Genomic DNA, 18,726 nt, shown 5'->3' with positions numbered 1-18,726 from the left:
GGCAAGGGTGGGTCAGTTGTCGACCGAGACCTCCCAGAGGCGAGCGTTCGACTGCCAGACAGGCTGGCCCTTCAGCTTCTTCGTCGCGCCCCAGACATCGACCATGTCATAGAGGAAGATACCCGGCATTTCCTTCAGCATCAGCTCATGGAACTCATCGAAAATCTTCTGGCGTTTCGTCTGGTCGGCCTCAACATAGGCGGCCTTCATCAGCTCGATCGCCTTCGGATCATCCCACATCAGGGAAGCGTTCTTGTCCTTGTTGCCGACATAAAAGGCATACATCAGCGCCGGGTCGAGGCGCGGAGCGACCGACTGCGAGATCACCTGATAATTGCCGGAGCGGCGGCGATCCACCTGGGTGGCATAGTCCAGCACCTCGATCTGCACGTTGAGGCCCGCCTGCTGCATCATCGCCTGCGCCATGACGGCGGCCGGGAAGCTCGGCACGTTGCCACGCTTGTTGGCGATGATCGAGATTGGTTCGCCCTTGTAACCGGCCGCCTCAAGCTCCTTCTTGGCGGCCTCGACGTCATAGGCCGGACGCTTCTTCTGGGTCTCACCATAATAGACAGAATCCTGCGAAACCATCGAACCGTTGGCCTCGCCCGTGCCGTTGGATGCGGCGGCAACCAGTTCATCAAGATCGAGTGCCATCGCCATGGCGCGACGCACGCCGGGATTGCTCAGCACCTTGTCACGGGTCTGGATGTAGAACAGGTTCTTGCCGTTGTTGCGGGAAACAATGAGCTGCATCTTTTCGTTGGTCTTGAACTCCGGAATGAGATCGGGGGAAATCTCGGCCGTATCGAGCACGCCGGATTCAAGACCCGCCTTCACGGTCGAGGCATCAGGGATGACCATGAACTTGACGCCATCGGCCAGCGGCCGCTTGGAGCCGACCATGCCGTCAGGCTTGCCGTCATTTGCCGGCGAAACGTAGTCGGCAAACTTGGCGAGACGGATATACTCGCCCTTCTTCCACTCGTCCCACTGAAAGGGCCCCGTGCCGATCGGCTTGACGAAACTGCCATCGGAGGCAACCGATTCCTGTGAGATCATGCCCGTATAACCGCATTCCGGCCGTGACATGAGGCCCAGGAAAACGCCGGATGGTTTTTCCAGGGTGATCTCGACAGTGGAAGCATCCGTGGCCTTGACGCCAGTGACGTGTGCTGCGCCGCCCTCGACGAAATCGTTGAGGCAGGCCCATTTGGTTTCCGGCTTCAGGTAACGCGTCCAGTTCCAGACGACATCCTCTGCGGTGAGCGGCTTGCCGTTGTGGAATTTCACGTCCTTGCGCAGCTTGAACGTATAGGTCAGGCCATCAGGGGCAACCTCGACGCTTTCTGCGAGAAGCGGCTTCACCTCACCGGCATTGTTATAGCCGACGAGACCCTCAACGATATGCAGGATGACCCCATCCGTATTGCCATCGCGGTTCACCCCCGGGTTGTTGCTGCGCAGATCCGAGCTCTGCGCAATGGTGATGTCGCGCGCTGCGGTTATGTTGGCCGTTACGAGCAGGGCAACGCCTGCGAGAAGAAGTTTTTTCACTGTTCTACCCTCTTTGTTGTCGTTGATTGTTATTGATGAAAGCCATCCCAGCACGCCTGCGCCAGCCGGCCGATCGTTTCGAGCGCGATGGTGTATCCCGGCGTGCCGTCAGGCATGGTTTGCGGCACCTCATCGGTATAGGCGGTGATGATGAAGGACGGCGCGCCGTTTCTGTAGACGATGCCCGCATCCATGCGACCACGTTTGCCGCGACCGCTCTTGCTCGCCACCACGGCCTCGAACGGCAGGCGGGAGCGAATTCCATAACGCAAAATCTGGTTCTTCAGCGTCTGCATCGCCCATTCGCACAATTGCGGACTGCATCCGAGCTTCGCCTGCGCTTGCCGCGAGGACTGGGCATCGAGAATGGTCTGCAACAGCAACACCTGGTCCGCCGCCGACGTTGTGGTGACGGTTTTAAGCGGATGGTCCGCCGCCAGTGCCAATGGCGGAATGAGAAAACGATGATGGGTGTTGGACATACCGAGCGATTTGCAATAGCCGTCCACCTCTTCCAGCGTCAGCCTCTCCAGCACCATCTTGGTGCAGACATTATCGCTCAGCACCATCATGCCGGCGACGGCATCGCGTAGCGAAATCACGATGCCCGGGGTCATGTAGCGGAACATGCCGCTCGCCACCTCTTCCGCCAGCCGCTTTTCGTAGATGACGGGCTGGTCGAGATCGATCCGCCCTTCGCTGGCGGCCTTGAGCACTGCCATCATGATCGACGTCTTGCGGGTGCTGCCCGATGGCGTCTCCTCGTTTTCTCCCCGGCCGATCTCTTCACCGGTCAGGAGATTGCGCACCATGAAGCGCGTCACGAAAGGCTGTGCATCACAGATCGCATTTAATTGGGCAGCCACTGTCATTGTCATCTTCCTGTTAAACTTCATCTTCCAGACGCCATTTCAGTGTCACGCCGCCCTTTTCATTCTGGTCGAGGGCGGGAATGGCCGAGAGCAGCCGGCGCGTATAGGCTTCCTTCGGACTGTCGAAAATCGTGTCGCGGTCACCCTCTTCGATGATGCGACCGTCCTGCATGACGACGACACGGTCGGCCACCTGCTCCACCACACCGAGATCGTGGCTGATGAACAGGCAGGAAAAGCCGTAACGTTTCTGCAACTCGGAAAAGAGATCGAGCACCTGCGCCCGCACCGTCACGTCGAGTGCCGAGACCGGTTCGTCGGCGATCAGGAACCGCGGACGGCGGGCAATGGCGCGGGCAATCGCCACGCGCTGGCGCTGGCCGCCGGAGAGTTCGTGCGGATAACGGGCGGCGTAGTCAGCGCCGAGCCCCACTTCCTCCAGTGTTTCCAGCGCCCGCTTGCGCTTGGCGGCCTGATCGAGGTCAGGCACGAGGCGCAATGCCTCCTCCACCAGCGCCTGAATGGTCATGCGCGGATCAAGCGAGGAATAGGGATCCTGAAACACCATCTGGCAGTTCAGGCGATAATCCTTCCAGTCCTCGTTGCGCTCGCGGCCCTGAAAGCGGATATGCCCTTCGCTTTCCTTGACGAGACCGGCGATGGTGCGGCCGAGCGTCGTCTTGCCGGAACCGGAGCCGCCAACCAGCGCCACGACCTCTCCCTCATGAATATCGATGCTGACGCCATGCAGCGCGCGCTTTGGCTTGGCTTTCTTCAGCAGGGATTTGCGACCGGCATAATCCACAACGATATCGCGGGCCGAAACCATCGGCGCCTTGGAGGTGGCGATACGGCGCGGCTCGCCACGGAACGGCAGAGAGGAAAGCAGCTTCTTGGTATATGGGTGCTGCGGCGCGTCCAGCAGGTCCTCGGTACGGCCCTGCTCGACAATCGCGCCTTTTTCCATGACCACGATGCGGCTGGTATAACGCGCCACCATCGGCAGATCATGGCTGATGAGCAAAACGGCGGTGCCTTCCGCACGTGTCAGCTCCACCATCAGTTCCATGACATCGCGCTGGATGACAGCGTCAAGTGCCGTCGTCGGCTCGTCGGCAATCAGCAATGCGGGTTTCAACAGCATGACCGAGGCCAGCATGATGCGCTGGCGCATGCCGCCGGAAAACTCATGCGGATAGGCCGTCAACGCGCCTTCGGGATCGCGGATGCCGACCCGGCTCAGCATGTCGAGAATTCTCGCGCGGCGGTCTTCTCCCGACAGTTTCGTGTGAAGGATCAGCCCCTCTTCCAGCTGCCGGCCTATCGTCATTGATGGATTGAGGGAGGTCATCGGCTCCTGAAACACCACGCCGATCTCCGCGCCGCGCAGATTTCGAAGCGCCTTCACCGGCAGGGACATCACATCCTGCCCCTTGTAGACGATCGATCCGCCGGTGACAGCGATGGCCGGTGGCAGAAGCGAGATGAGCGCGCGGGTGGCGAGCGTTTTACCCGAACCGCTTTCACCGACGATGCCGAAGATTTCGCCCGCGGCTATATCGAAGGAAACATCCTTGACCACCCGATGGCCGGTTCTGGCGACTTCGAGCGAAAGGCCCCGGACGGTGAGAAGTGTATTACCAGTCATTTGAGACCTCTCATGCGCGGGTCAAGCCTGTCGCGGAGGGCATCGCCCAAAAGATTGATGCCGAGCAGCGTCAGCGCGATGCAGAGACCGGGGAAAAGACCCAGCCACACGGCCTGCTGGATGAAGGGTCGGCCGGCGGCCAGCATGTTGCCCCAGGTGGGGGCCGGCGGCGGCACACCAAGGCCAAGGAAGGAGAGCGCGCTTTCCGACAGAATGGCCCAGCCAAACATGGAAGTGGCAAGAACCGTGATCGGCGCGATGCAATTGGGCAGGATGTGGCGGAACATGGTGTAGATTTCACCATTGCCCATCACCAGCGACGCCTCGATGAATTCACGCTCACGCAGAGAAAGCACGGCACCGCGCACCACGCGGGCCATGGATGGCGTATAAGCGATACCTAGAGCGAAGATGATGCCATACTGGTTTGCGCCGAACACCGCGAGCAGGCCCAGCGCCAGCAGAATGCCGGGAAAGGCGAGAAGCGCATTGTTGATGGCCATGATGACGCCATCCACCCAGCCCCGCGCATAACCGCTGACAAGGCCGATCAGCGTGCCGCAGATCGTCGCGAAGCTGACCGTCAGGAAGCCGATCCAGACGCTGGCACGTGCGCCGACCATCAGGCGGCTCAAAACATCGCGCCCGAATTCGTCGGTGCCGAGAAGATGGCTGGCGCTTGGACTGGCCAGACGCGAGGCGAAACCGAGCTTCATTGGATCATAAGGTGTCCAGAACAGGCCGGTTGCGGCGGTAATGAGCAGGAGGGCGATGAGAAAGCCGCCGATAAGCCCGTTGAGTGTGAACTTTTTCATTCGGCAACCACGCGCGGATCGAAGAGGGGATAGAGAAGGTCGACGAACAGGTTGACCAGAACATAGGAGAGCGAGACGAACAGCAGACAGCCCTGTATGACCGGATAGTCGCGGGCAAAAATACTGTCGACCATCAACCGTCCGAGACCCGGAATGGTGAACACCGTTTCGATGACGGCGATGCCGCCGAGAAGATTGCCAAGGATGAGGCCGATCATTGTCCAGGTCGGACCGAAGGCATTCTTGAAGGCGTGCCGCCAGAGAACGGCGCTTTCCGAAAGGCCCTTGGCGCGGGCGTGGGTGATGTAATCCAGCCGCAGAACCTCCAGCGTCGAGGCGCGCGCCATGCGGATCAGAACACCCATTTCGTGGATTACCAGCGTCATGACGGGCAGGACGAGATAAAGCATGCCGCCGACGAGATTGTCGCTGATCGACACATATCCGAGCACCGGCAGCCAGCCGAGTTTCAGGCCGAAAAACAGAAGGAGCAGAAGGCCAAGCCAGAACGTGGGAATGGACAGAAGCAGCGTCGCCGTTCCGACCAGCGCGAGATCAGTCAGGCTGTTCTGTTTCCAGGCGGCGATCACGCCTGCCGGAACCGCAATCAGGCTGGCGAGAAGCACCGCGACCACGACGATCTCGGCGCTGACGAGAAAGCGCGAGACGACCAGCGGCAGCACCGGCTCGTCATTGACGATGGAGCGACCGAAATCGCCCTGCACCACATTGCCGGCCCAGATGACGAACTGTTGCGGCATGGACTTGTCGAGGCCGAGCTCGGTCCTCATGGCTTCGATCTGTTCCGGTTGCGCCATGTCGCCCAGCATCAGGGCGGCCGGATCGCCGGGAATGAAGCGGATGAGCGCGAACACCGTGATCGACACGAATGCGATCGTCGGCAGCGCCATCAAAAGACGGCTCAGTATGAATCTTATCATCGGTTCCCCACGATTGATGGCAGGTAATGACAGCCCGCCTCTATCGGTTTCATTGCTGGCGACTATGACGGATTGAGAAATATCGCGCAATATTATGCATAAACGTCATACATCTATGCAGAATGACGGCGCGGTCATCCTGATGAGGACAAGGATATCTTCCGCCCAAAATCCCGCTTCAGACGATCTTTTGCGAGAGCTGGATTTCCCGCTTCAAGGCATCGCTCAGCGCCTGCGCAGCGATGGAGAGCGGTGCCCCGGAGGCGCGGGCAAGACCGAACTCCTGCGTCGCCTGCGGGACGAACGGCCGCGCGACAACGGGCAGGTGCCGATAGAGGTTGGCATAAAAACTGCTGATGATCGTTACCCCCAACCCGTGCGCCACATAGGCGCAGGCGGAACTGTTGGTGTGAGTCTCGATCTTCACCATCGGTTTGACGCCAGCCTTTTTGAACACCTGATCGAGCGCCATGCGATTTGGCCGCTGGCGGCCGATCAGGATGAGCGGAATGTTGCGCAGGTCCTTCACGGTAATTTCGTCAAGCGCTGCCAGCGGATGATCCTCCCGGACCACGCACACACTCTTGCCGGTCGCGACACGCTCGACGTCGATGCCCGGCCCGATCTCACCTTCCATCCGCAGGAAACCGAGATCAATCACCCGCTCGCCGACAAGCTTGTTGATGGCGGTCGTCGTCTCGAAAAAAGTCTCGATGCGAACGCCGGGAAAATCCCGGACATAGTCGATCAGCATGGCGGGCGCGAAATTTTCCCACATACTGCTCGGCAGCCCGATGCGCACGATTTCCGGACCAGCCGCACCATTCCGCAAATCTTCCGCATGACCGGACATGCGGTCGACCGCAAGCAGCACGTTTTCCGCATCCCGCGCAAGCAGCACCGCCTCCGGTGTCGGAATGAGCCGCCCTTTGTCGCGGGCAAACAGCGTCAGAGACAGGTCGGCCTCAAGCTGCGCCAGAAGCCGGCTGATGCCGGATTGGCTAAGCCCCATTGCCTTGGCCGTGGCGATGGTCGAGCCGGTGGAAAGAAGCGTGCGAAGAACTTCGAGCTGCTTGATGTTCATGAGGCCATCACCATGGATGAAGAGACAAGCCGGTTTCGGTTCTGAGGTTTTGCCGCCGATAACGCTTCATGTCACCGGTTTTTTTATCTCGCACGCGGCAACTGCCTACAGTTCCACCGAATACACGGTGTCATGGGTGGCCACGCAAGCATCACCCGTGGAGGTAACCCAACCGCGGAACATGCCGGGGGTATTGTAGGGCGCTGCAATCTCGCCTTCGGCATCGATAGCCACAAGACCCGCGCCAATATCGTAGGGCGCCAGATCCTTATGGACGAGATTGCCAGCAGCCGTCTCCAGATCCTGCCCGAGATAGGCGACGCGGGATGCGATCTCGTGACCAACGACGTAGCGGATGAAAAATTCGCCCTTGCCGGTGCCGGAAACCGCGCAGGCCCCATCCCGTGCATAGGTGCCTGCCCCGATCACTGGGCTGTCACCCACCCGGCCATCGGGCTTGTTGGTGTAGCCACCTGTCGAGGTGGCCGCGGCAAGATGGCCCGCCCCATCGAGCGCCACCGCACCCACGGTTCCGTGTTTCTCGTTTTCCGTCGCTTCCGTGCCAGCGGCGGCATGGCGCTTCATCGCCGCCAGTGCTTCACGGCGCTTTTGAGTCGTGAAATAGGATTGCGGCTCGGTCGCGAGCCCCTTTTCCTCCGCAAAGCGGTCGGCCGCCTCCCCCGTCAGATAGACGGCACGATCATCCGCCATCAGTGCGCGGGCGGCTTTCACCGGATTGCGAATGGCGCGGGACGCGCTGATCGCGCCCGCTGCCAATGTGGCACCATCCATGATCGAGGCATCGAGTTCGTGGATGCCGTTCTCGTTCAGTGCGGCACCATGCCCTGCGTTAAAATGCGGGCTGTCCTCCATGACAACGACCGCCGCCTCGACCGCCTCAAGCGCGGTTCCGCCAGCCTTCAATACGCCATAACCGGCACGCAGCGCCGCTGCCAGATCATCGCGCGCAGCGGTCCACTCCTCTGAAGTCATGCTGTCTTCCGGCATAACGCCGCAACCACCGTGAATGGCCAGTGCGATCTTCGTCATGTTCTCTCCCCTCGTCGCCCCGCTCACCGCAGGGCCTCTTACCATCAATGAAAGGCGATATCGCCGATGACCCGCACGTGAACCCGCCGCGCGCCGCCAGGCAGATAGGCAATCGGGATATCTTCCACCTCAAGCGTCTTCAGGCTCGCTCGATCCGCTCCAGAAGCAATCGCCGCGTTCTGCGCCTCGGTCTCTGCTTTCGCAAGGGCCTCCTCGCGGCTCAGGCCGGAAAAGACCTGGTCAACCTCGCCGGAAACCTGCGCCATCGCCGCGCCCAGCGCATTGGCAACGCCGGCATTTTCCACACGCAGCACTTCCGACGCACCCGGAACCGTCTCGGGAATCAAAAACGCCCCGCCGCCGACGGCAACGAGCGGCACATCTTCCGCCGAGGTCTTCATCTGGTCGAAACTGTCGGCCACCATGTCACGGATGCGTTGGAGTGTGGCCTGCACGAAAGCCGGATCGAGGCCTTTGACACGGTCGCGGTCACCCATCTCGATCAGCCCCGCGGCAACGGCAATATCCGAGGTCGTGAGCGTATCGCCGCCGAAAACACGGGCCTGCGTCAGGATGCGATAACCGACCGAGCGTGGACCGATCTTGCCCGTCTCAGGATCAACGATCGTGCCGCCGCCGAGCGCAATCGGCAGAAGATCGGGCATGCGGAAGAGCGTGCGCACCCCGCCAATATGGACGATATTGTTCGCTTCCCGCGGAAAACCGCCGACAAGGCAGCCAATATCGGAAGTCGTGCCGCCGACATCCACCACCATGGCATCGGTTAGCCCGGTGAGGAAGGCAGCACCCCGCATTGAGTTCGTCGGGCCGGAAGCGAAGCTGTGCACCGGGTTGGCAGCGGCGACATCCGCGAGCGCCACCGTGCCGTCATTCTGGGTCAGATAGAATGGCGCCTTCACACCTGCTTCGCGCAACGCATCCGAAAATGCCTGAACGGTTGTCCTGCCAAGGGTTTGCAGTGCCGCGTTCAGCAGGGCGACGTTTTCCCGCTCCAGAAGCCCGATGCGGCCAAGCGTATGGGAAAGCGTGATGCGTGCATCGGGAATGACCGAACGGACGATTTCCGCCGCCCGCACTTCGCATTCCGTTGTCAACGGCGAGAAGGTTGCCGAAATGGCGATGGAAGTGATGCCCGCATCGCGGATTTTCATCGCCGCCTCCCGAATTTCATCGGGAATCATCGGCACCAGCGGGCTGCCATCATATTCATGGCCACCATGGACCATGAAAATCAACGGATCGACAGCATCGTACAAATCTTTTGGCCAGTCGCACATGGGCGGCAGCGAAGAACCGGTCGGCAGAGCGATGCGGATGGCTGCAACCCGTTCCAGCCGGGCGCGCTCCACCACTGCATTGGTGAAATGGGTGGTGCCGATCATCACCGCGTCGATCGGTCGATCCGTCGCGCCGACATGGCCGGACACATGGGCGAGCGCTGCTTTTACGCCCGACAGGACATCCTGCGTGGTCGGAACCTTGATGGAAGCGACAATGGTGTCTCCATCGATCAAAACGGCATCCGTATTGGTGCCGCCAACGTCAATACCGATGCGTTTCATGGGAATACCGATCTGAAGTCAATGTCATAACCGAAGGCGCGCGGGCCGACGGCGGCGATGCCGGCAGGCGTCCTCAAAAGCTCGGGTGCCGGCAGGGCGACAACCGTCACGCGCTGGCCGTAACGCACCGATTCCGTACCGATGGCGCCGCCGGAAACCGTATCGAGAAGGCAAAGAAGGTCCGGCGTCATGGCGACTGGCTGGCCATCGCGGAAGGCAACGGCCCACTCATTCTGGAATGCGAGCTCCATGCGCGAGCCACGGTCGGCATCAATGCCTTCAATGGTGGTGCTGCCGCGCAGGAAACCACCCGTGGTCTCGCGGGCCACGTCCACCACCTTGCCGCGAAACAGCTGCTTGCCGCCTTCGTGGTCGAGAACCGCCTGAACGGGATCGTCATGGCGCGCACGCGCCTCCATCACGGCGCGCCCGAGTTCGGTCGCCTTGGTGACGGTGTAATGAATACCCCACTCCTTCACTTCCTTGCCGGTGCGCGGCGCCTTGCAGGTGGCGGCGGTGGAGCCCACTTCGGTGCAGACCTTACGCGAGATACGCTCCATCCATTTCCATGAGGCAGCCCGCGTTACGATCACCTCATTGTCGCGCACATCGACCAGCGACAGCGGAAACATCGGCAGGTTGCCGATGGCGAAGGATGTCATCTGCGCTTCCGGATAGGCACGTCCCATGGCGTCGGCATTGACGACCGGCCGGTCGAGGACGGCGGCAGCGAGGAAAGACGAGAGCGCGTTGGAGCCGCCGATCTCCACACTCATGATCGCCCGGAACGGCTTGCCGAGATAATCCTCCATGACCTCGACAGCGCGGGCAAGATGCACGGGGTCTCCCAGCCGTTCCTGACCGACAAGCGGGGCACCCATCTTGGACACGACGGCGACCATGTCGTCATCGGCAAGCGCCATGGGATCCATGACCTTGACCCGTCGCCCCTCGGCATAGAGACGCCGCAGATTGAGCGTCGAGATATAGGGATTGCCGCCGCCACCCGTTCCCAGGATCCAGGCGCCGGTGGCCAGAGGTTCGATATCGTCTTCGGAAAATTCCTGGATCATGCGTCATCCTCGGGCATGCCGCAGCCTTTCCGGCCGCAGGCGATGCTCCTTCCCTTTGAAGTTCCAAGTCTGGCAGGCCCCGCCTTTGTGGCGGGGCCGGTTTTCATGAAGTGAAGATCACTCCGCTTTGCAGTCCCAATGGAAGTTTGAAAAGTTCAGATCCCAGCTCTGCATGGGAATGAATTCGTAACCCTGAAGGCACTTGTTCGCCGCATAACGGCGGTTCGGCGCAACCGCCCAGACGTCAGGCTGAAGATCGACGATCTTCGTCTGCAGTTCCTTGTAGGTGGCGTTCTGCTCGTTGACGTCGGTGGTGGAGCGAACCTTGTCGATCAAGCCGTCGATTTCCGCGTTCTGCAGCCATTCCATCGACATCCAGGTGCCGGATGCCTTGGAATGATACTGGTTGTAGAACATCGAATCCGGCGACGGATAGGTCGGCGAGATGTTCACCTGCGTCGATGCCGGCGTTGTTTCGGGCTTGGAAGAAAGCTCGACGATACGGTTCCACGGCTCAGGCTTGATATCGAGCGTGATGCCGATCTGCTCGAGGCTCGACTGCAGAAGCAGCGCCACTTCCGCCTCAAAGGCGAGCGACGCGACATAGCTGTTGACGAGCGTGATCTTCTGGCCGGCATATTTCGACTTCGCCAGCTCTTCCTTGGCTTTTTCCAGATCGTAGATACCGGGCTGGATATCACCATTATGCGCGTCCTTGAACGCGTCAGAGAGCGGTCCCTTCATATCGAAGCCCGGATAGATCACTTCCTGGATCGTCTTGTAGTCGGTCGCATAGGCGATGGCGCGACGAACGTGGACGTCGTCGGTCGGATAGACCTTGGTGTTGAGCTTGATGACGAAACCGCCGGCGGTGCGGGTCTGGATCAGCTTGTAACCCTTCATCCGGCCGATGGATTCATAGGTGTCGTTGCCGAGCCCGTGCGAGGAAAGGCCGAGCTCGCCCTTTTCCGCCAACGCCTTGACGGTGGCGTCGTCGCTGGTCTGCACGAAGCGTACCTCATCGATCGGCTTGCCCTTGGTCCAGCCGAGGAAATAATCGGCGTTACGGGCGATGACCATGTCGGCCGAGCGGTTGTAGCTGACCAACTTGTAGGGGCCGGAACCGGCGGAATGTTCGCCGACATAAGCCTCACCCCATTTGTCTTCGGGCTTGGCATTGGCTTCGATCAGCGTCTTGTTCATTGCCATCATCAGCGGCGTCGCCGCCATGAAGGGCGAGAACTGGCGTTCGATCTTCATGACCAGCGTGGCATCGTCAGGCGCGGTAACGTTTTCGGGCTTCAGCACGCCGACGATGAGGTTCGACGGGCCCTTGTTGATGCCGAGCAGGCGCTGGATCGACCAGGCAAGATCGGCCGCCTTCACTGCCGTACCGTCCTGGAACTTCGCATCGTCGCGCAGGTGGAAGGTGTAGGTCAGGCCGTCCGCGGAAATCTCCCAGGATTTCGCCAGATGCGGCACGATTTCGCCCTTGGCGTTCACCGTGGTAAGTCCGTCATACATGTTCACGATGGCCATGTAGCCGGTGTAGTCAGTCACTTTCGCCGGGTCGAGCGAGCTGAATATCTGCATGGTGTTGACCGCGACCGACACCTTGTCTTCCGCAAGGGCCGCAGAAGACAGGACCGGCAACGCGAGCGCCGTGCCGAGCGCCAGTGCGGCGAGACGGGAAGAAACTACAGGCATTTTCATTATCGTTCTCCTCTTTATTGCGGGTCATCGGGCCCGCTTATGGTTAGGCAGCCTTGCTGACCGGAACGGGCAGCGGTGAGAAAGGAATGTCCGGATAGCCGAAGGCCGCCGGGCCAACGACCTCAAGCGCGCGGGCGCTGCGCAGCAGGTCGTGACAGGGAATGGCGATGACGGCCACGCGCTGGCCGTAGCGCAGCACTTCGGTGGTGATCGGATAACCGGTGTCGACATCGAGCAGGACGATCAGATCGGGAACCGTCACTTCCACCTTGCCGTCACGGGAAAACAGCAGGAATTCGTTCTGGATGGCGACGCCCGCCGTCTGGCCGGCGCAATCGTCGAAGCCGGAGAGCGTAAGATCGCCGACGGCGAAACCGCCGCGAAGATGGCGCTTCAGATCGGTGATCTTGCCGTTGAAGATGCGCCGCCCGCCTTCGAGCGCGCAGACTGCAGCAATAGGGTCTTCCTGCTGCTTGCGGGCACGGATCACCGCCTCACCGATGGCAATGGCCTTGGTGTAGGTTTTCGGAATGCTATACTGGTGCACGTAGTGCGCCTGCATCGGCGCGGTCGCCAGCATCGCGCCGCCGCCCTGCGAGACGACGCAGGCGCGCGCCATGCGCTCGTGCCAGACCTCGGAAACGGCGTGGCTGAAGATGACGGCATTACCGTGCAGATCGCACATCACCGACGGCGTGGAACTATGGCCATAGATGGAGAAGGTGGTCATCTGCATTTCCGGGAATGCTCGACCCATCCCATCGCAATCGAGGATCGGCAGGCCGCCGAGCGCCGCCGTCACCAGCGGGTTCATGGAATTGGAACCGCCGATTTCCTCGCAGACGATCGCGTCGACGGGCGTGCGGATCAGCTCTTCCATCGCGCGCAGGCAGCGCAGGCCTTCGCGACCTTCTCGAATGCGCTCGACGCCGACGACAGGCGCGCCGATACCGCCGATGGACATGCAGAGCGCGTCCGGCTCGATCGCGTCGGTTGCGAGAATCTTCATCTCATAGCCGGCCTTCATGGCCTCCAGCGCCAGAAGCTTCCCGAGATACGGATTGCCGCCGCCGCCCGTGCCGAGAATGCCTGCGCCGATTTCCAGTGCGTCGAGATCTTCACGCGTCAGCGTCCGCAATGCCGCCTCGTCATATTTCAGCTTGCGTGTCTCAGCCATGATTGGCTCCCATTTCTCCAACAACTTTCACATGAATGCGGGTGGCGTTGCCGGGCAGGTAAGCCAGCGGCATATCCTCGCGCTCGATTACTTCGAGCGTCGCGGCAATCGCGCCGGCGGCAACCGCCTTTTCGCGGGCCTCCGCTTCTGCCTCGGCCAGTGCGCTCTCGCGCGTGCGTCCATCGACGAGTGAGAAGACCCGGTCGGTCTCACCGCTGATCTGCGCAATGGCCGCGCCAACGGCATTGGCCACCGCGAAATTCTCAGGCCGGATAACCTCAAGATCACCGATGCGGTCCGGCATCAGGATGGAACCGCCGCCAACGGCGATAACCGGCACTGGTGACGATGAGATGCGGCTGCGCTCCACGCAGGCTTCAAGCATGTCGTTGATCTTGTTGACGGCCGCATCCACGAGCTTTTTGTCGAGGCTGGAAACCAGCTTTTTCTCGCCAACATCCGCCTTGCCGGAGGCAACCGCGATATCCGTCGCCGTCAGGGTCGAGCCACCGAAGCAGAGCGCCTCGCGGCGGACGCGGTAACCAACGGATTTCGGCCCGACAGTCAGGCCATGGTCGCCATTGACCACGAGGGAACCGCCGCCGAGACCGATGGAGAAAACGTCAGGCATGCGGAAATTGGTGCGCACGCCGCCAATATCCACCGTGGTCGAGGCCTGACGCGGGAAGCCGTGTGAAAGCGAGCCGACGTCCGACGTGGTGCCGCCGACATCCACGACCACGGCATCCTTGAGGCCGGTGAGGAAGGCAGCACCACGCATGGAGTTCGTCGGACCGGAGGCAAAGGTGAGCACGGGGAAACCGCGCACCACATCAGCCGCCATCAGCGTACCGTCGTTCTGAGTAATATAGAAAGGGCAGGCGATGCCCGCAGCCTTCAGCGCTTCGCCGAAAGCCGCAACCGTGCGGTCGGCGAGCGACAGCAGGCTGGCATTCATGATTGCCGCACTTTCCCGTGCAAGCAGGCCATGGCGGCCGATATCCTTGGACATCACCACCGGCAGACCGGGGCAGCGTTCCTGCAGGATTTCCTTCGCCCGAAGTTCCATCGCATCGTTGATGCCGCTGAAAACGCAGGTCACGGCGGCGGCCTTCAGGCCCTTGGCACGAATATCGGCGGCGATGCGGACGATTTCGTCCTCATCGAGCGGTGAAATTTCGCGGCCGTCGAATTCATAACCGCCGCGCACCTGATAACCGTGGTTGCCGACGATTTCTTTGAGATCATCCGGCCAGTCGACCATGGGCGGCAGGCCGGCACCGGACGGCAGGCCGAGCCGGATGGCTGCAACCTCGTCCATATGCCGGCGCTCGATCACCGCATTGGTGAAATGCGTGGTGCCGATCATCACGGCACCGATGCGCGCCCTGTCTATGCCCGATGCCTCGATGACCTTTTCAAGGGCTTCGATGACGCCTGACGTCACATCCTCTGTCGTGGAGGCCTTCACCCCCGCCAGAACGGTCTTATCCTGCAACACAACGGCATCGGTATTCGTGCCGCCGACGTCAATTCCAACGCGATACACGTCAGGCTCCTCTTTCATCAATCGGTCGTTTTGACGAGGAAGCGCATGCGCTCCTCCTCGGTCACCGTGGGTTTGAGACGTTCTTCCTCGTCGGTGACGACGGGGATGGCCGCGATCAGGGCGCGGGTATAGGGATGGGCCGGTTCGGCAAAGACCGCCGACGTCACGCCCTCTTCGACAATCTCGCCCCGCAGCATGATGGCGATGCGCGAACAGAAATTGCGCATCAGCGACAGGTCGTGCGAGATCATCAGATAGGTCAGGCCAAGCTCCTCACGCAGCTGCAGCAGAAGGTCGATAACCGTCTTCTGCACGGACACATCGAGTGCGGCCGTTGGCTCATCGAGGATGAGAATTTTCGGCTCGGCCGCCAACGCCCGGGCAATCGCCACACGCTGCTTCTGGCCGCCGGACAGCTCATGCGGATATTTGCCGAGATAGGATTGCGGCAGCCGCACCAGCCCCATCAGTTCCTGCATGCGGTTTTCCCGCGCCTGCCCATCCATGCCGATGGATTTCAGCGGCAGGGCAAGCGTCTGTTTCACCGTGCGCTTCGGATTAAGCGAGGTGCCCGGGTTTTGATAGACGATCTGCGTCAATCGCTTGCCGCGCGCAGGCGCGGGAGCGTCAATGACAAGATTGCCGGAGGTAGGGCGCGAAAGGCCCATGATCATACGGGCGACGGAAGTTTTGCCGGAGCCGGATTCACCGGCCAGGCCGAATACCTCGCCTTCCTTCAGCGTCAGATTCACATCCCGCACGGCGTGATAACCGTTGCGCCGACCATAAATCTTGTTCAGCCCTTCGATGGTGACGATGGGCGAACGTGTGCTCTGCGCCAGATCGGTGACGCGCGGGCCATAAAGCGGAGGCACGGCATCCAGAAGCGAGCGCGTATAATCCTTGGCAGGGCTATGGAGGATTTGCGCGCAGGGTCCGGTCTCGACGATATCGCCGTGATGCATAACCACGACCCGATCCGCCACCTTGCGCACGACGCCGAGATTGTGGGTGATCATCAAGAGCGCCATGTTTTCTTCGGCGACCAGCTGGTTGATGAGATTGAGGATTTCATCCTGCGTGGTCACGTCTAGCGCCGTGCCCGGCTCGTCCGCGATCAGGAGCTTCGGCTGATGCAGCAAGGCAAGCCCGATCAACACGCGCTGGCGCATGCCGCCCGAAAGTTCGGACGGATAGGCGTTCATCACCCGCTCGGTGTCGGCAAGCTGCACCCGGCGCAGAACGGCAGCAATGCGATTGCGACGCCCGGCCTTGGACGAGTTGATTCCATCGCGCTTGTCGGCGAAGCGCATGACATCATCCAGATGCGTGCCGATCTTGAAGACCGGATTGAAGGAGGAGAGCGGGTCCTGCATGATCAGTGAAAACGCGGTCCCCTTCAGGGCCTCACGCTCCCTGCGTGGCATGGACAGCACATCCCGGCCATCGATGACGATGGCACCTGATGTGATCGCGGCGTTTTTCGGCAGGGTACCGATGATTGCCTTCGCCGTGACGGATTTGCCCGACCCGGTTTCGCCGATCAACGCCACGCGTTCGCCGGCGGCAACCGTGAAGGCGACATCGCGCAGCACCTGCCGGGTGCGGCCGTAATTGGTGAAGGTGACGTTGAGGTTTTCGACCTTGAGAAGCGGTTCAGTCATGGCCTTAGCTTTCCACGTCGAACATGTCGCGCAGGCCGTCGCCCAGCAGATTGAAACCCAGCGTCACGTAAAGCACGGCCGCGCCGGGGCAGAGCACTTCCCACCAGAAATCCGGCATGAACTGGCGCCCGTCGGCGACCATCGATCCAAGGTCAGGCGTGGGCGGCTTGACGCCGAAACCCAGGAAGCTCAGCGTCGCGCCGAACAGAATGACGAAGGCGGCATCGAGCGTCGTCTTGACCGAAATGACCGAAACGCAGTTGGGCAGTATTTCGCGGAAGAGGATGTGCAACGGGCCGGCACCGGCAAGACGCGCCGCCTCGATGTAATCTTCCGAAGCGATGGACTTCGATACCGAATAGATCAGCCGCGCATGCCAGGTCCACCATAGCAGCGTGATCGCGATCATGGCGTTCATCAGTGTCGGTTCCAGCAGGTTGGAGACCGCGAGCGCCATGACGAGTGGCGGCATGGCCAGCATCACATTCGTCAGGCCGCTGATGAGTTTTTCCGTCCAGCCGCCGAAATAACCGGCGATCAGGCCGAGCACAGTTCCGACTGGAACCGAAATACCGAGCACGCCGATGACGAGAAGCAGCGAGACACGCAGCCCGAAGATGGTACGGGAAAAGATATCGCGACCGGCCTTGTCGGTGCCGAACCAGTGTTCCAGATCCGGCGGCATATGGCGGGCGCGGAAATCGACAACCGCGCCGATATGTTTCGGATAGGGCGTAAGCCAGGGTGCGAAGACCGCCAGTATAAGCACCGACAGAAGGATCAACGAGCCGATGACCGCCGCCGGATTGCGACTGAAGCGATACCACATCATGTAACCGGCGCTTAAGCCCCGATCGGTGGGTTCGAGCATTTTCATATCGGCCATCAGCGAGCCTCCTTGCGGCGCAGACGCGGGTCGATGATCGAGATCAGAACATCCACGATCAGGTTCGCAACGATGAAGAACAGGCCGGCCACCAGCACCACGGCGGTCACGGCGTTGAGGTCTTTCTGCAGGATGGCGTTGAGCCCGTAGGAAGCAAAACCACCCCAGGCGAAGACCATCTCGATCACGAAGGCATTGCCGATCAGCGACGCGAATTCGAGACCCATGATCGTCAGCGGCGCGATGGAAGAGAGCTTCAGCAGGTAACGGAAGATGATGACCCGCTCCGGCACGCCGAAGCTTTGCAGGGTCAGCACATGGTCCTTGCGCTGGTTCTCGATCATAGAGGAGCGCGTGATGCGGGTGATCTGGCCGATGCCGGCCATGGAAAGCGCAAAGGCCGGAAGCGCGAGATGCTTCAACGCATCGAGCACGACGTCGAAACGTCCGGCCAGCATGCCGTCGACAAGGATGAAACCGGTGGGGCCGCCCTGCCAACCAAGCGAATGATCGAGCCTGCCGATGATCGGCCAGCCGGAGAGAAAGCGCGCTGCCAGCAATTGCAGCGTGATGGCGAAGAGAAAGCTTGGGATCGTGACCCCGGTAAGCGACAGGATGCGACCGATGTGATCCAGCGGCCGGTTGCGATAATGCGCCGTGATGACGCCGAGCGGGATGGCGACGAGGAACATGAAAATGACCGAGACCAGCACCAGTTCGACGGTCGCAGGAACAGTCTGCGCCAGATCGGTTGTAACGGGGCGCTGCGAAACCAGCGAGAAGCCCAGATCACCATGCAATGCATTGCCGATATAATCGAGATATTGAACGGCGAGCGGCTTGTCGAGGCCCATCTGCCCGCGCAACGCATCCACCTGCTCCTGCGTTGCCGCCGGCCCCAGCGCCATGCGGGCGGGATCTCCCGGCACCACGCGGGCCAGCACGAAAATCATGATGGACAGGGCGATCATGACCAGCACGAAGGTGCCGAGCCTGTTCAAAATCGCGACCAGCGGATGTTGCTGCATCGGTGGAACGTTCCTTGTGCATCGGTTGCCTGAGCACAAGTTTTCACCACATGGCCATTCGAACAATCGCTGAAAGGTATAGTTTT

Annotated in this window: 15 protein-coding genes; all 15 read right to left on the bottom strand. The window is 60.9% G+C overall.

From position 1 onward, the window contains the following. Positions 1-12: 12 nt before the first annotated feature. The gene (locus DOU54_RS16480; RefSeq protein WP_193603380.1) at positions 13-1,557 is read right to left on the bottom strand and encodes an ABC transporter substrate-binding protein; all 1,545 of its coding nucleotides are present in this window, start codon (positions 1,555-1,557) and stop codon (positions 13-15) included. A 29-nt stretch (positions 1,558-1,586) separates the two neighbouring features. Continuing rightward, on the bottom strand, positions 1,587-2,429 hold the full coding sequence (locus DOU54_RS16475; protein WP_035208527.1) for a serine hydrolase: 843 nt from the start codon (positions 2,427-2,429) through the stop codon (positions 1,587-1,589). 13 nt (positions 2,430-2,442) lie between these two features. Next, positions 2,443-4,077, bottom strand: a complete 1,635-nt coding sequence (locus DOU54_RS16470) for an ABC transporter ATP-binding protein (protein WP_113731656.1) — start codon at positions 4,075-4,077, stop codon at positions 2,443-2,445. Next, the gene (locus tag DOU54_RS16465; RefSeq protein WP_004438408.1) at positions 4,074-4,892 is read right to left on the bottom strand and encodes an ABC transporter permease; all 819 of its coding nucleotides are present in this window, start codon (positions 4,890-4,892) and stop codon (positions 4,074-4,076) included. The genes DOU54_RS16470 and DOU54_RS16465 overlap by 4 nt, the downstream gene beginning before the upstream one ends. Then, the gene (locus DOU54_RS16460) at positions 4,889-5,833 is read right to left on the bottom strand and encodes an ABC transporter permease (RefSeq protein ID WP_004438407.1); all 945 of its coding nucleotides are present in this window, start codon (positions 5,831-5,833) and stop codon (positions 4,889-4,891) included. Before DOU54_RS16460 ends, DOU54_RS16465 begins: the two co-directional genes overlap by 4 nt. A gap of 178 nt (positions 5,834-6,011) precedes the next feature. Then, positions 6,012-6,917, bottom strand: a complete 906-nt coding sequence (locus DOU54_RS16455) for a LysR family transcriptional regulator (protein WP_004438405.1) — start codon at positions 6,915-6,917, stop codon at positions 6,012-6,014. A 105-nt stretch (positions 6,918-7,022) separates the two neighbouring features. After that, positions 7,023-7,967, bottom strand: coding sequence for an isoaspartyl peptidase/L-asparaginase family protein (locus DOU54_RS16450; protein WP_113731655.1), 945 nt, complete (start codon positions 7,965-7,967; stop codon positions 7,023-7,025). A gap of 44 nt (positions 7,968-8,011) precedes the next feature. Then, the gene (locus DOU54_RS16445; RefSeq protein WP_113731654.1) at positions 8,012-9,550 is read right to left on the bottom strand and encodes a hydantoinase/oxoprolinase N-terminal domain-containing protein; all 1,539 of its coding nucleotides are present in this window, start codon (positions 9,548-9,550) and stop codon (positions 8,012-8,014) included. Then, complete coding sequence (locus DOU54_RS16440) at positions 9,547-10,623, bottom strand: S-methyl thiohydantoin desulfurase family protein (protein ID WP_113731653.1); 1,077 nt, start codon at positions 10,621-10,623, stop codon at positions 9,547-9,549. The genes DOU54_RS16445 and DOU54_RS16440 overlap by 4 nt, the downstream gene beginning before the upstream one ends. Before the next feature lie 117 nt (positions 10,624-10,740). Next, positions 10,741-12,336, bottom strand: coding sequence for an ABC transporter substrate-binding protein (locus DOU54_RS16435; protein WP_193603379.1), 1,596 nt, complete (start codon positions 12,334-12,336; stop codon positions 10,741-10,743). Between the two features lie 43 nt (positions 12,337-12,379). Continuing rightward, positions 12,380-13,513, bottom strand: coding sequence for an S-methyl thiohydantoin desulfurase family protein (locus DOU54_RS16430; protein ID WP_113731651.1), 1,134 nt, complete (start codon positions 13,511-13,513; stop codon positions 12,380-12,382). Beyond that, positions 13,506-15,062, bottom strand: coding sequence for a hydantoinase/oxoprolinase N-terminal domain-containing protein (locus DOU54_RS16425; RefSeq protein WP_113731696.1), 1,557 nt, complete (start codon positions 15,060-15,062; stop codon positions 13,506-13,508). Before DOU54_RS16425 ends, DOU54_RS16430 begins: the two co-directional genes overlap by 8 nt. A gap of 17 nt (positions 15,063-15,079) precedes the next feature. Continuing rightward, complete coding sequence (locus DOU54_RS16420) at positions 15,080-16,726, bottom strand: ATP-binding cassette domain-containing protein (protein WP_113731650.1); 1,647 nt, start codon at positions 16,724-16,726, stop codon at positions 15,080-15,082. A 4-nt stretch (positions 16,727-16,730) separates the two neighbouring features. Beyond that, positions 16,731-17,612, bottom strand: coding sequence for an ABC transporter permease (locus tag DOU54_RS16415; RefSeq protein ID WP_004438385.1), 882 nt, complete (start codon positions 17,610-17,612; stop codon positions 16,731-16,733). Continuing rightward, a complete protein-coding gene (locus DOU54_RS16410; protein ID WP_113731649.1) occupies positions 17,612-18,640 on the bottom strand; it encodes an ABC transporter permease in 1,029 nt (342 codons plus the stop codon). The genes DOU54_RS16415 and DOU54_RS16410 overlap by 1 nt, the downstream gene beginning before the upstream one ends. Positions 18,641-18,726: the final 86 nt, after the last annotated feature.

This window comes from Agrobacterium sp. MS2 (assembly GCF_003261015.1).
GTDB classification, from domain to species: Bacteria; Pseudomonadota; Alphaproteobacteria; order Rhizobiales; family Rhizobiaceae; genus Agrobacterium; species Agrobacterium pusense.
Note: the sequence above shows the minus strand (reverse complement) of the source record. Positions and strands in the feature narration are given on the sequence as shown.

Excerpts from the sequence above, each read along its gene's own strand:
- DOU54_RS16475 (WP_035208527.1), bottom strand. The coding sequence starts at position 2,429 with ATGACAGTGGCTGCCCAATTAAATGCGATCTGTGATGCACAGCCTTTC.
- DOU54_RS16470 (WP_113731656.1), bottom strand. The coding sequence starts at position 4,077 with ATGACTGGTAATACACTTCTCACCGTCCGGGGCCTTTCGCTCGAAGTC.
- DOU54_RS16465 (WP_004438408.1), bottom strand. The coding sequence starts at position 4,892 with ATGAAAAAGTTCACACTCAACGGGCTTATCGGCGGCTTTCTCATCGCC.
- DOU54_RS16460 (WP_004438407.1), bottom strand. The coding sequence starts at position 5,833 with ATGATAAGATTCATACTGAGCCGTCTTTTGATGGCGCTGCCGACGATC.
- DOU54_RS16455 (WP_004438405.1), bottom strand. The coding sequence starts at position 6,917 with ATGAACATCAAGCAGCTCGAAGTTCTTCGCACGCTTCTTTCCACCGGC.
- DOU54_RS16450 (WP_113731655.1), bottom strand. The coding sequence starts at position 7,967 with ATGACGAAGATCGCACTGGCCATTCACGGTGGTTGCGGCGTTATGCCG.
- DOU54_RS16445 (WP_113731654.1), bottom strand. The coding sequence starts at position 9,550 with ATGAAACGCATCGGTATTGACGTTGGCGGCACCAATACGGATGCCGTT.
- DOU54_RS16440 (WP_113731653.1), bottom strand. The coding sequence starts at position 10,623 with ATGATCCAGGAATTTTCCGAAGACGATATCGAACCTCTGGCCACCGGC.
- DOU54_RS16435 (WP_193603379.1), bottom strand. The coding sequence starts at position 12,336 with ATGAAAATGCCTGTAGTTTCTTCCCGTCTCGCCGCACTGGCGCTCGGC.
- DOU54_RS16430 (WP_113731651.1), bottom strand. The coding sequence starts at position 13,513 with ATGGCTGAGACACGCAAGCTGAAATATGACGAGGCGGCATTGCGGACG.
- DOU54_RS16420 (WP_113731650.1), bottom strand. The coding sequence starts at position 16,726 with ATGACTGAACCGCTTCTCAAGGTCGAAAACCTCAACGTCACCTTCACC.
- DOU54_RS16415 (WP_004438385.1), bottom strand. The coding sequence starts at position 17,612 with ATGGCCGATATGAAAATGCTCGAACCCACCGATCGGGGCTTAAGCGCC.
- DOU54_RS16410 (WP_113731649.1), bottom strand. The coding sequence starts at position 18,640 with ATGCAGCAACATCCGCTGGTCGCGATTTTGAACAGGCTCGGCACCTTC.